This window comes from Cobetia sp. BL01 (assembly GCF_056493605.1).
The window spans coordinates 1-12389 of record NZ_JBVBEE010000014.1; the positions used below are offsets into that span (position 1 = coordinate 1).

The 12389-nt window shown below is 63.6% G+C and carries 13 protein-coding genes; 5 read left to right on the forward strand and 8 right to left on the reverse strand.

Annotated features, from left to right (window positions below):
* Window positions 1-597: 597 nt before the first annotated feature.
* Window positions 598-1494, reverse strand: coding sequence for a Tim44 domain-containing protein (locus tag ACZYGA_RS16545; protein WP_077373522.1), 897 nt, complete (start codon window positions 1492-1494; stop codon window positions 598-600).
* Between the two features lie 74 nt (window positions 1495-1568).
* On the opposite strand from ACZYGA_RS16545, the gene ACZYGA_RS16550 reads away from it, so the two are divergent.
* Window positions 1569-2174: an isochorismatase family protein gene (locus ACZYGA_RS16550; protein WP_240499636.1), complete on the forward strand. Its 606-nt coding sequence runs from the start codon at window positions 1569-1571 to the stop codon at window positions 2172-2174.
* 27 nt (window positions 2175-2201) lie between these two features.
* Here ACZYGA_RS16550 and yaaA read toward each other — a convergent pair whose 3' ends face one another.
* The 3 genes from yaaA to ACZYGA_RS16565 form a co-directional block, all read right to left on the reverse strand.
* Window positions 2202-2990 carry a peroxide stress protein YaaA gene (gene yaaA / locus ACZYGA_RS16555; RefSeq protein WP_077373525.1) on the reverse strand — a complete coding sequence of 263 codons (789 nt, stop codon included), beginning with the start codon at window positions 2988-2990 and terminating at the stop codon, window positions 2202-2204.
* A gap of 108 nt (window positions 2991-3098) precedes the next feature.
* A complete protein-coding gene (locus ACZYGA_RS16560; RefSeq protein ID WP_479399683.1) occupies window positions 3099-3551 on the reverse strand; it encodes a DMT family transporter in 453 nt (150 codons plus the stop codon).
* A gap of 68 nt (window positions 3552-3619) precedes the next feature.
* Window positions 3620-4651 carry an NADP(H)-dependent aldo-keto reductase gene (locus ACZYGA_RS16565; protein ID WP_077373531.1) on the reverse strand — a complete coding sequence of 344 codons (1032 nt, stop codon included), beginning with the start codon at window positions 4649-4651 and terminating at the stop codon, window positions 3620-3622.
* Between the two features lie 314 nt (window positions 4652-4965).
* Here ACZYGA_RS16565 and ACZYGA_RS16570 point away from each other — a divergent pair, with 314 nt between their 5' ends.
* Together ACZYGA_RS16570 and ACZYGA_RS16575 are read left to right on the forward strand one after the other, a co-directional pair.
* Window positions 4966-5451, forward strand: coding sequence for a tetratricopeptide repeat protein (locus ACZYGA_RS16570; protein ID WP_077373534.1), 486 nt, complete (start codon window positions 4966-4968; stop codon window positions 5449-5451).
* Window positions 5452-5649: 198 nt separating this feature from the next.
* Window positions 5650-6150 (forward strand): 3'-5' exonuclease, encoded by a 501-nt coding sequence (locus ACZYGA_RS16575; protein WP_077373537.1) that lies wholly within the window; start codon window positions 5650-5652, stop codon window positions 6148-6150.
* 94 nt (window positions 6151-6244) lie between these two features.
* Here ACZYGA_RS16575 and ACZYGA_RS16580 read toward each other — a convergent pair whose 3' ends face one another.
* Window positions 6245-7213: an NAD(P)H-quinone oxidoreductase gene (locus ACZYGA_RS16580; RefSeq protein ID WP_279856333.1), complete on the reverse strand. Its 969-nt coding sequence runs from the start codon at window positions 7211-7213 to the stop codon at window positions 6245-6247.
* 186 nt (window positions 7214-7399) lie between these two features.
* Here ACZYGA_RS16580 and olsF point away from each other — a divergent pair, with 186 nt between their 5' ends.
* Complete coding sequence (olsF, locus tag ACZYGA_RS16585) at window positions 7400-9166, forward strand: bifunctional ornithine lipid synthase OlsF (RefSeq protein WP_479399685.1); 1767 nt, start codon at window positions 7400-7402, stop codon at window positions 9164-9166.
* A 16-nt stretch (window positions 9167-9182) separates the two neighbouring features.
* Here olsF and ACZYGA_RS16590 read toward each other — a convergent pair whose 3' ends face one another.
* Window positions 9183-9737 (reverse strand): LOG family protein, encoded by a 555-nt coding sequence (locus ACZYGA_RS16590; RefSeq protein WP_077373546.1) that lies wholly within the window; start codon window positions 9735-9737, stop codon window positions 9183-9185.
* 300 nt (window positions 9738-10037) lie between these two features.
* Between ACZYGA_RS16590 and ACZYGA_RS16595 the strand changes: the two genes are divergently transcribed.
* Window positions 10038-11378 (forward strand): sodium-dependent transporter, encoded by a 1341-nt coding sequence (locus tag ACZYGA_RS16595; RefSeq protein ID WP_479399687.1) that lies wholly within the window; start codon window positions 10038-10040, stop codon window positions 11376-11378.
* A gap of 120 nt (window positions 11379-11498) precedes the next feature.
* On the opposite strand, the gene ACZYGA_RS16600 is transcribed toward ACZYGA_RS16595, so the two are convergent.
* Together ACZYGA_RS16600 and ACZYGA_RS16605 are read right to left on the reverse strand one after the other, a co-directional pair.
* A complete protein-coding gene (locus ACZYGA_RS16600) occupies window positions 11499-12026 on the reverse strand; it encodes a DUF501 domain-containing protein (protein WP_479399689.1) in 528 nt (175 codons plus the stop codon).
* Window positions 12004-12333, reverse strand: coding sequence for a hypothetical protein (locus ACZYGA_RS16605; protein WP_077373554.1), 330 nt, complete (start codon window positions 12331-12333; stop codon window positions 12004-12006). The genes ACZYGA_RS16600 and ACZYGA_RS16605 overlap by 23 nt, the downstream gene beginning before the upstream one ends.
* Between the last annotated feature and the right edge of the window lie 56 nt (window positions 12334-12389).

The following is a 12389-nucleotide window of genomic DNA, read 5'->3' on the forward strand; positions in this document are numbered from 1 at the left end:
GAAAAAGTGGCACGAAAGAGAAGAGCGACAAAGGAAGGACTGCGTCGTGCTTGCCAAGAGAAGCTGTAGACGGGGAGCAGAGTTCCAGGGAGTCGCAGGGGGCAAGAGGGTGTGGAAAACCTCGCTGTACGATTCCTTGGGGTATTCACATCGTGTCGACTGTCGGGGTGATGCACGTGAGCGCCGTGAGGCTCGCATGAGTCCGTTGTTTCCGAGAGCGGAGGAAGTGCCATGGCGGCTTATCTTTATCGAGCGTCAAGCGTCGCGGGTTTCGCACCTCGGAGTTGCTCGACTTTTTCTTCATCAGGGTGAACTAAAGCGTCATGCCAGACTCTGAGTAGGTGAGTTTCGACGTTCCCTTGCTTAGAAACTTGTCTGTGCTATCCCATCAGCAGACTTTTTGAGATATGGCACTCCTGCCTTGCAGTCGAGCAGCCAGTCCGCCGGCCACTTCCCCAGTGGCCGGTTTTTTTATGTCTGCCGTCTGGCTCCTTGCCTTGCAGGCATGAAAAAGCGGCCGGATGAGTGATCATCCGGCCGCTCTGGTATCTGATGGAGTCCTCAGTGTGAAGACCGCATCAGGGAGGGAGGAGCTGTTTAGCTGTTCTGCTCGATACCCTGAATGTACCAGTCTGCACCATCGCGTAGCTCACGGACCAAGTGCCAGGTCTCGTTGAACTCGTTCTGCTCGCCATTCTCGTCGAGCACGCCGTGGAACAGCACTGTCGCTTCCGCCTGCTTGCCGATTTCCTGCACGCTGCCCAGTTCAGCGAACAGACGCACGACTTCGGTACGGTTGTTGGCTGGCTGCTGAGCGCGTTCTTCGCGCAGCATGTTGTAGAGCTCCGGCGTCACGTATTCCTGGATGCGCGGCAGGTCATTGTTGTCCCAGGCGCGTTGCAGGGTCATGAAGTGCTCCTTGGCACCACCGAGGAACTGTTCCTTGTCGAACCAGGCAGGCTCACTGACGGGAGCTCCGCCGCCCAGCCCTGCACCGATACCGCCAGCAGGCGCCAGCGACTCGCCCTGCTCCTGGTGCGCTTCACGTGCCTGCACGTTACGTGGCTGATCATCGTGACGGGGGGAGGCGCTACCGCTGCCTGCCGGCCCGCCGCTCGCCATGGCGGCCTTCTTGCGCGCGCTCAGGAACTTGAAGGCGATGAAGGCGATCACCGCGATGATCAGGAAGTCTGTCATGCGCAGACCATCGAAGGCGCCGCCGAAGAACAGCGATGCCAGCAGACCACCTGCCAGCAGACCTGCCAGCGGACCGGCAAACTTGGACAGACCGCTGGAGGGCTTGGACTTCGCTGCAGTGCTGCTGTTGGTGGCCTTGTTGCTGCCAAACAGTGAGCTGGAGGATTTTCCGCTGTCAGCGGATCGTGAGTAGCTACCGAAACTCTTGCCGCCGCCGAGGCGCTTGGCCTCCGCGTGTTCGACGCTCAGACCGAAGCCGAGCAAGCCGACCATCAGCATGATGAACAGATGGCGCATGTGGGATCTCCTTGGATGCGCTAGCGTGTAAGTGGAAGCCCCATTCTAGCCCTAGAATCGACGTGGGAGGACCAATGGACGACGAAAAGTCTCAACACCTGATGGCGAGGCGGTCATTGTTGTTGCTGATCGACTTTCAGGCCCGCCTGATGCCGGTACTGAGTGGCGGAACCGAAGCCATCAACAGTGCCATCTGGCTGGGCGGCATCGCCCAGGCGCTGGAAATTCCCGTGTGGCTGACGGAGCACTGTCCGGACAAGCTGGGCGAAAGTGCTCCCATGACACACTTGCTGAGCGAGCGAACCCGCTGCTTCACCAAGCGCAGCTTCAGCGCGCTGGAGGCGCAGGATTTTCGAAAGGCGCTGGAGCAGAGCGGATGTGATCAGCTGGTGGTATGTGGTGCCGAGGCGCATGTCTGCGTGATGCAGACCGTGCTGTCACTATGCGGTGCGGGGTATCGAGTGGCGCTGGTAGCTGATGGTGTCGCCAGTCGCCGCCCGCGTGAGGCAGCATTGGGAGTGACCCGCTGCGAGGCGGCGGGGGCCAGTGTCGTCAGCGCCGAGATGGTGGCTTACGAATGGCTTGGAAGCGCGGATCACGTCCTTTTCGGCGATATTCATCGCCGTTATCTCAAACCCCGGGCAGGAGAGCACCTGGCGTTCCCCGGGCTGGGTGGGTGAGTCGCAGGGCGACCTGCAAGGCGCGCGTCAGGCGCGTGCCGCGTCGGCTTCACTGCGCGTGAAGACCAGCGTATCGCCCTCTGAGGCGGCATTGGAGAAGCGGTAACCGGCCACATCGAAGTCCTTGAGGTCCTCGGCCGTCTCGATATCGTGCTTGAGCATCCAGGCGCTCATCAGGCCGCGTGCACGCTTGGCGTAGAAGCTGATGATCTTGGACTGACCATTCTTCTCGTCCTTGAAGACCGGCGTCACGATACGGTGGCGGAATGCCTTGGCGTCGATGGCCTTGAAGTACTCGTTGGAGGCCAGATTGACCAGTATTGGCGTGCCACTGTCTTCGACGGCCTGCTCCAGTGCCGGCGTCAGCGTCTTGCGCCAGTAGGCGTAGAGGTCCTTGCCGGCCGGGTTGCTCAGGCGGGTGCCCATCTCCAGGCGATACGGCTGGATGAGATCCAGCGGACGCAGTAGCCCGTAGAGGCCGGAGAGAATGCGCAGCCTGTGTTGCGCGCGCTCGAATTCTTCCTCGCTAAACGTTTCTGCCGCCATGCCCTGATAGACATCTCCCTGAAAGGCCAGTACCGCCTGCTTGGCGTTGTCTGGCGTGAAGGGGGGCTGCCATTCCTGAAAGCGAGCGGCATTGAGGCCGGCCAGCTTGTCGGAAAGCTTCATGAGGCTTGCGATGTCCTGCGGTGATTGCTCGCGCAGGATATCGATCAGTGGTTGAGCCTGATCAAGAAAGTCGGGTTGGGTATGACGGGAGGTCACGGGGGCGCTGTCGAAATCCAGCGACTTGGCGGGCGAAATCACACTCAGCATGAAGACCTCCTGACAGGGGAAAGGTCTCAGTATATCAGGCAGACAAGATGGCCCCGAGTCCGTCGGGACTATCGGGGCCATAGATTGCGATGCGTGACGCCAAAGGCATCAATAGCGTCGGATCAGGAAGACGCCAGCGAACAGCAACAGCACGCCCGCCACGCGCCCCAGCGAGAGATCTTGCTGCGGGAAGGTTGCCCAACCGAAGTGATCCAGAACGACCGAAGCCGTCAGCTGGCCCGCCAGGAAGGTGGCCATCATGGTGGCCGCGCCCAGCTTGGGTACCAGGATCACGCTGGCTGCCACGAAGAAGGCCCCCAGCAGACCACCGGTCCAGCTCCACCAGGGAGCCGCTTTCAGGGCACCAATACCCGGCATGGGCAATCGCATGGCCAGCACGATACCGATCAGGGCGATCGAGCCGATCACGAAGCTGACCATGGCGGCCATGAGCGAACTGTGGGTCTGCAGGGCCAGCGTGGAATTGACGCCGGCCTGGATCGGCATCATGGCACCGGCGGCCACGGCCATGAGAATCATGCTCAGTTCAGCGGGATTCATGGGGTTTCCTTGGAGACGAACAGGCCGGTCATTACGACCGGCCTGTCGGGTTGCGCGTCAGGGGCAGATCAGGGGCAGGGGTTCGGCGCGGTGTTGTGGATCATCTCGATCTCGGCCAGCACCTCGTCGCTCAGTTCCACCTCGAGGCTTTTGATGTTGCTCTCCAGCTGCAGCATGGTGGTGGCACCGATGATGTTGCTGGTCAGGAACGGACGCGTGTTGACGAAGGCGAGTGCCATCTGCGCCGGGTTCAGGCCATGACGGCGTGCGATATCCACGTAGCAGGCGATGACGTGCTGGGCCGGCTCCGCGTTGTAGCGCTGGAAGCGCTCGAACAGGGTCAGACGCGCGCCTTCCGGACGGGCGCCATCCAGGTACTTGCCGGACAGGGTGCCGAAGGCCAGCGGCGAATAGGCGAGCAGGCCCACATCTTCGCGGTGCGCGAACTCGGCCAGCCCGACCTCAAAGCTGCGGTTGACCAGATTGTAGGGATTCTGGACGCTGGCGACGCGCGGCAGATTCAGGCGCTCGGCCAGATTCAGGCACTGCATCACGCCCCAGGGCGTCTCGTTGGACAGACCCACGGCGCGAATCTTGCCCGCGGTGACCAGTTCGCCAAGGGCGGAGAGGCTTTCTTCCAGCGGCGTCATGTCCTCGTCTTCCACCGGCTGGTAACCCAGCTTGCCGAAGAAGTTGGTCTTGCGATCCGGCCAATGCAGCTGATAGAGGTCGATGTAATCGGTGCCCAGGCGGCGCAGGTTGTCGTCACAGGCGGCGATGATCTGCTCGCGGGTCAGGCGTGAACCACCGCGGAGGTAGTCCATGCCCGGGCCGGTGACCTTGGTGGCGATCTTGACCTGATCACGGTTGCCGCGTGCGGCCAGCCAGCTGCCGATGTACTGCTCGGTGCGGCCCTGGGTCTCGCCATTGGGCGGGACAGGGTACATCTCGGCGGTATCGATGAAGTCGATGCCGGCATCGAGCGCACGATCCAGCTGCTGGTGGGCATCGGCTTCGCTGTTCTGCTCACCAAAGGTCATGGTGCCAAGGCACAGCAGACTCACGTCAATGCCGGTGCGGCCTAGAGCTCTACGTTGCATGCAGGATTCCCCTGTCGGGTGGTTGGCAAAAGCGGGTAAGGCGAGCGTGCGTCGCCTGCGTGTGTCAGGGCAGGTGCGGCGGCGGTTTCACTCGCGGGACGGCGCACATATTAGCAGCGTAACAAAAACCCACAAGGCGGGCTTGAGTCCCCCTGATTGCGCGAGTATGCTTGGCGCCCCGTTGTCAGGGGAGCAGCCTCGCGAGGCCGCCCGCATGGGCAAACTGACAGCGTTGGCAAGGAGAACAGCGTCGCAGGCTCAGGAAAGGGCCAGATACGGCGTCATCCCTCTTATCTGTTTCAAGGTTACTCGTCATGCCGCAGGCCTCAACCCTGATGACCGGACTGAAATACCGCCTGGCGGAGCGTCTGTTCCACGCCTCCTGGCTTTCCGGCTCTCAGCAGAAGCATCGTCTGACCATGCGTCTGTTCAATCACTGCGCCAAGGCCGGTCATACCGGTGCGCTGTCATTGTACGGCCACATGCTGTTCCAGCGCGGCAGTTCGGCGCAGGAAAAGGCCAAGGGTGCCCGTTTCGTCGTCAAGGCGGCACAGGCGGGTGACATCCATGCCCAGTACCAGGCAGGGTGCATCTACGAGCATGGCTGCGCGCAATACCAGAGTGACCCGGCCAAGGCCGTGACCTGGTATGCACGTGCGGCAGAGCGTCATCATGCGCTTGCCGCGCAGCGTCTGGCACGTGCCTATCGTGAAGGCTCGCTGGGGCTGGCGGTCTGCCCGCACAAGGCGGAGCACTGGGAAGCGCATGCACGCAGCGGTGACGAAGCCGCCCTCCACTGAGCCAATCCGACGGCTGCTGCCGTCGTCGATCGCCTCCTCTGACAGCGCCCTCCTCGTGAGGGCGCTGTCGTCTCCGTCTCTTCTGATGCCAACCGGATGAGCAGGACTCGCCAAACGGGGGGCAATTCCCGTAACCTGAAGACATTCAACCCCTTCTTGCCTGGTCCTTGGCTGCCTGAGATACCGTGGGAGACGCGTGTGACGCTGCCTATTCTGCTCGATATTGAAGCCTCCGGCTTTGGCCGCGGCAGCTACCCGATCGAGATCGGTCTGGCGCGTACCGATGGCAGCAGCTGTGCCTTCCTCATCCAGCCGCTGGAAGAGTGGGTGCACTGGGACCCCAAGGCTGAGCTGTTGCATGGCATTTCACGCGCCCGATTGGCACGTGAAGGCCGCCCGGTGCGGGAAGTGGCGCAGTGGATCAATGATGAGCTGAGCGAGACACGCATCGCGTACAGCGACAGCTGGGGCTACGACAATACCTGGTTGTCGTTGCTGTTCCATCATGCCGGCATGCTGCCGCACTTCCGGCTGGAAGCGCTGCGCCGGCTGCTGGATGAGGAGCAGCTGAATCGCTGGGCCGAGCTCAAGGAAGCCGTGATCGCCGAAGGCGGCATCCAGCGCCATCGCGCTGGAGATGATGCCCGTCTGCTGCAACTGACCTGGCAGAAGGCCCAGGCCATCGAGCGCAACGACTGAGCGTTCAGCCCGGCGAAAGATGACCGGCATGAAAGCCCCTGCAGAAGGCAGCCCATCGGGCTGCCTTCTTGCGTTCTGCCAGTCGACGACGGACTCAGGCCCCGCTTACCGCCAGCAGCACCTTGCCGGTGCTGGCGTTGTCCTGCACATAGGCATGTGCAGCCTCGGCGTCCTGGATCGGCCAGCTCTTGTCGATATGCGGACGTATCTCGCCTCGCGCCAGGCGTGGCCAGACGTGGACATAGAGTGCATCCAGCACCATGCCCTTGCCCTTGGGCGAGCGGGAACGCAGGGTCGAGCCGATCAACCGCTGGCGCTTCATCAGCATGCGCCCCAGATCCAGCTCGTCCATGCGTCCGCCCATCAGGCCGATCAATACCATGCGGCCATCCTGATTCAGAACCTGCTGATTGCCTGACAGGTAGCCGCCGCCGACCGGGTCGAGAATCATGTCGGCGCCGCCCCATTCGTTCACGGCATCGACGAAACTGCCATCGTGGCGATTCCAGCCGGCATCGGCCCCCAGCCGCAGGCAGGTGTCCAGCTTCTCCTGACTGCCGACGGTCACGAAGCAGGGATGGCCGAACAGGCCGCACAGCTGGATGGCAGTGGTGCCGATACCGCTGGCCCCGGCGTGCAGCAGGACGCGTTCCTTGTGCTTGAGGTTGCCCTCGATGAACAGGTTCAGCCAGGCGGTGGCGAACATCTCCGGCAGGGCGGCCGCCTCACGCAGGCCGAAGCCCTCCGGCACCGGCAGTACCTGCAGGGCATTGACCACCACCTCTTCGGCATAGCCTCCGCCTGCCAGCAGGGCGCAGACCGGGTCCCCCACCTGGAAGCGTTCCACGTGTCTGCCTACCTCGAGGATGGTGCCGCTGACCTCGAGACCGAGAATCTCGCTTTCCCCGGCCGGGGGCGGATACTGCCCGGCGCGCTGCATCAGATCCGCGCGGTTGACGCCGGCCCAGGCCACCTGGATACGCACCTCGTCCGAGGCGATACCTGAAGGGGCCTCGGTTTCCTGCCAGACCAGCGCCTCGTTCTCGACGGCTATCGCATACATTCGCTATCTCCTTGGCTTGGCAATCGTGGCTGCCTTGCTGTGATCGCTCCGTCCTCAGACGGATGTCTGTCATCTCACTGTACGGGGACTGTGACGCACCTGTCATGAAGTGGCGCGATTCTGACGTGATATCAAGCCTCTGTTTCAGACTGCGAGTGACGCACCGCGTTGCGCAAAGGAGTGAGCATGATCGATACCGCCCGTGTCATCGCCGCCAAGTATCCCGCCTTTGCCAGGCGCCACCCTCTGATTCGTCGCCCGGCGCTGGCGCTGCTGCGGCGTCTGGTTCACGAGAGCGAGATCAATGCCTTCCTCGCCGAGCATGCCGGTCTGCGCGGTTTCGACTTCATCGACCGTGTGCTCGATCACTTCTCCTTCGCCTACTCCGTCTCCTCGCGGGAGCGCGAGAACATCCCTGCCTACGGGCGAGTGGTGATCGTCGCCAACCACCCGCTGGGCTCGCTGGACGGGCTCGCGCTGCTCAAGCTGGTCGGGGAGGTGCGGCGTGACGTGAAGATCGTCGCCAACGACATCCTGATGAAGGTCGAGCCGCTGGCGCCCTTGCTGCTGCCGCTGGACAACCTCAGTCGCCGCGGTTATCGCAGGAGCAGCACCCAGATCTGCGAGGCACTGATGAATGAAGAGGCCGTGATCATCTTCCCGGCCGGAGAGGTCTCGCGCGCAGGGCCGACCGGGCCGCGTGACGGCAAGTGGCTGTCGGGCTTCCTGCATTTCGCGCGCAAGACCAACGCGCCGGTACTGCCGATTCACGTCAGTGGTCGCAACTCGACGCTCTTCTATACCCTGTCATCGATCAACCGTGGCCTCGGCACGCCGCTGCTGGCCCATGAGATGTTTCGCCAGCGCGAACGTCAGCTCAAGCTGCGCATCGGGGAACTGATTCCGCTGGCGCGTCTCGACAGTGATGCCCTGAGCACCAATGCCAAGACACGCCTGCTGCGCAAGCATCTCTATCGCATCGGACGCGGCAAGCGCGGGCTGTTCGTGACCGAGAAGGCCATCGGTCATCCGGAGGAGCGCCAGGCGCTGCGTGAGGAACTGACGCCGTGTGAGCTGCTGGGTGAGACCCGCGACGGCAAGAAGATCTACCTGTTCGATGCCTTTCCCGGTTCCAGCGTGATGCGCGAGATCGGTCGGCTGCGCGAATTGAGCTTCCGCCGCGTCGGCGAAGGGACGGGAGAGCGTCGTGACATCGACCGTTACGATGCGCATTACCGTCATCTGGTGCTGTGGGATGACGCCGATCTCGAGATCGGCGGGGCCTATCGCATCGGTGAGGTGGGCAAGATCATGGCGGCGCATGGCGAGAAGGGGCTCTACAGTCCGACCCTGTTCCGCTTCACGCCGGAGATGTTCGCGCATATGCAGGAGGGCCTGGAGCTGGGGCGCAGCTTCGTGCAGCCACGCTATTGGGGGCGCCGCAGTCTCGATTACCTGTGGCAGGGGCTGGGTGCCTATCTGCGCCGTCACCCCGAGATTCGCTGGCTGTTCGGCCCGGTCACGCTCTCCAACAGCTACCCGGAGGCTGCTCGGGCGTTGATCGTCAGCTATTACCGCCACTACTACGGGGATGAGGAGGGACTGGCGCGTGCACGGGCACCGGTCGCGCAGAGTGCACCGGGCAGTGCCGCCCATGAGGCGGAGCGTCTGTTCGATGGTCAGGATGCCGAGGGTGATTTCCGTCGCCTGCGCGCCCAGCTGGACGCGATGGGCGTGACGGTGCCGACCCTCTACAAGCAGTACGCCGAGGTCACCGAGCCCGGCGGCACTCGCTTCCTCGACTTCAGCGTCGATGCCGATTTCGGCTACTGCATCGATGGGCTGGTGATGGTCGATATCCGACGCATCACCGCCAGCAAGCGCAGCCGCTATCTCGGGGAGCCGGCCTGTCGCGATCAGGCCGGTGCACGACACCCCGTCACGGAGGCTTGACCCATGCTGCTTGCCGTCAGGCCTGCTCGCCTGACGAGGGGGCCAGGCGGTCCAGCAGGGGAGTGATCTCGCGTTCGCTGATCAGGCGGGCGCGAGTATCCGCGTCGAGGAAGCCCGCCTCGACGGTGCGATCCAGAAATTCCAGCAGCGGCGCGTAGAAGCCGTCACTGTCGAGGACGGCGATCGGCTTGGCGTGAAAGCGCAGGTATTGCCAGGTCCAGGTCTCGAACAGCTCCTCCAGCGTGCCGATCCCGCCCGGCAGGGTCACGAAACCATCCGCCAGCGCGGCCATCTGCGCCTTGCGCTCATGCATGTCCGCCACTTCGATCAGCCGAGTCAGCCCGGTGTGTGCCTTCTCGTTGCGCACCAGCGCCTGCGGGATCACGCCGACCACCTCACCGCCTGCGGCCAGCGCGGCATCTGCCAAAGCGCCCATCAGTCCGGCACGTGCTCCTCCATAGACCAGTCCCCAGCCACGTTCGGCGATCGCGGTCCCCAGTGCCTCGGCCTGCTGGCGGTGATGGGGGGAGGCCCCCTCGCGGGAACCCAGATAGACACAGATGCGATGCATGTTGCTCTCCTGAAGGTGTGTTGTGGCACGCAAGGTCGAGTGCCACGCCAGAATGTCGTGGTCTCCATCCTACCCGAGTTGTGCGGCGGGGCCATGACGCCTTGGCGCAACCTTGCCTTGCAGAGTGAGAGAGCATGCTCGGCGTGGTACCTGCATTCACGGGCCTGCTCTGCTACCCTTGCCGCCCCCGCAGGCGACGGCTGGCGGGCGCTGACGCCCATGAGCCTTTTCATCGGGGTGCACTCCAACATGACGCGACGTCCTGACGGCGGGCGCGGGACAACAAGGCAGGAGAGACAGATGGCGCAGGTGCGCGGACGCTTCGCCAGTCGGCTGGGCTTCTTGATGGCCGCCGCTGGTTCGGCAGTAGGGCTTGGCAACGTCTGGGGCTTCCCGTCCCAGACCGCCAACAACGGAGGCGGGGCCTTCGTGGTGATGTATCTGGTGCTGGCCTTCCTGCTGGCGTGGCCGGCGTTGATGGCCGAGCTGGTCATCGGGCGGCATGGTCAGGCCAATATCGTCACCAGCATGAGTCTGGGGCGCGGCATCACCAAGCGCTTCGGCGCGCTGGCGGGCTGGGCGGGCATGCTGACCGCCAGCCTGATCCTGGCCTTCTACGCCATCGTCGCGGGCTGGCTGCTGGGCTATACCGCCGCGCCGGTCAGCGCGGCGCTGGGCATGTCGTCCGCCGCCAGCTGGCTGACCACCTTCGACTTCACGCGCAATGTCTCGCTGACGGCGGTCTTCCTCGCCCTGACCATGGCGATCGTGGTCGGTGGCGTGCGCGGCGGGATCGAGAAATGGTCCACACGTCTAATGCCGCTGCTGCTGGCCCTGCTGGTGGGGTTGATCGGCTACGTGCTGACCCTGCCGGGCGCCGATGAAGGCCTGAGTGTCTATCTGACCCCGCAGTGGGATCGCATCTTCGATGCTGACCTGATGCTGAGCGCGATGGGCCAGGCATTCTTCTCGCTGTCGCTCGGCGTGGGGGCGATGCTGATCTACGGCTCCTATCTGGGGCCGGAGCAGAACCTGCCGCGTCTCGGCGTGCTGGTGACGCTGATCGACGTCGGCATCGCCTTCCTGGCCGGCCTGCTGGTGATTCCGGCCATGTATGCCGCGCGTCATCTGGGCGTCGAGATCTTCGATGCCGACGGCCTGCTCAAGAGCTCCGACACGCTGCTGTTCGATACGTTGCCGGCGCTGTTCGGTCAGATGGGTGGCGCGGGAGACGTCTTGATGGTGGCGTTCTTCGCGCTGATGAGCGTGGCGGGCATCACCTCCTCCATCTCGATGCTGGAAGTGCCGGTATCCTTCGTGGTCGAGCGTGGCTGGCTGGGACGGCGCGCCGCCACCCTAACCGTCGGGGCCGCCATCATGGCCATCAGTCTGACCATCGCCGCCAACTTCGGGGCGCTGTTCGGTCTGGTGATCATGTTGACCACCCAGTACAGCCAGCCACTGGTCGCGCTGGTGATGTGTCTGCTGGTCGGCTGGGCAATGTCACGCCATGCGCTGCTCAAGGAGATCCAGAGCGGGGCGCCGGACATCGAGTCCAGCCTGTTCTGGAAGATCTGGCCGTGGTACGTGCGCCTGATCTGCCCGCTGTGCATCGCCTTGGTGTTCGCGCACTCGCTGTAAGCCGAAACGCCCCCTGCACGACGCAAGAAGCCCGCCAATTGGCGGGCTTCTTCGTCTTGTGCCTCCTGGCCGACGGCCTCTGCTCGAGGGACTGAGTGTCGGCTAGATCGCAGTCAGGGCTCAGGGCAGCTCGGACAGCACGTCGTAGTGGGCATCGACCCAGTGCCCGATGGCATTGCCCTCGGCATAGGCGAGGTGCTGGGCGTACTGGGTGTGCAGGCAGCGCACCTGATTCCAGTCGCGGATGCCGCCGACGCCACGCTCGCGCATCAGCTCAGCGAAGCCCTGGGACTCGATGGCGCTGCGCTCGGCCTCGCTCATGAAGCTCCAGCGCTCGGCGACATAGGCTTCATGACTGGCACGATAGCGCGCCAGCAGTTCCTCGTCGGTCTTGAGGCTCTCTTCCAGCTCCTTGATCACGCCTTCGGCCTCGATGCGTGACAGCGAGATCTTGAGGCGCTCGTCGCTCAGCCAGTAGAGGGTCGGGAAGGGTTTGCCATCCACCAGCGAATACATGCGCAGCACCAGCGGGGTGCCCTCGCCATCGGTGGCGGCCACGGCCTGGATGCCGCGCGGCTTGCGCCCGAGCTGGCGCTCGATGATCTCGAGCTCACGCGCGTCGGGACTATGATTGGTCAGGATCACCATGCTTGCAGTCAGGCTCCAGCACACACTTGTTGGACCGGGAGACGGCCCGGAAGAACGCCTGGTTGAGCTGCTGGGGGCTCGGCACATAGCCATGCCACTCGCGCTCGCAGTAGTCACTGCCGCGCGCCATCAGCTCCGGGGCCAGACGATTGAACCAGCCATCATAATCGTAGGGGTCAAGGCCCGGCAAGCTGATGTGCGGGTAGTCGGCGAAGCGCTCGCCGAACCACTGCTCCAGCGAGGCCTCGACCTGCGCATGCAGCTCGGTCATGTCCGGATAGATCCACTTGCTGTAGCGAATGCCCATCGGGCCTCCTCGCTGGCGTGGCGGCAGGTAGCGTCAGGGTGACAGGTGGCGAGAGC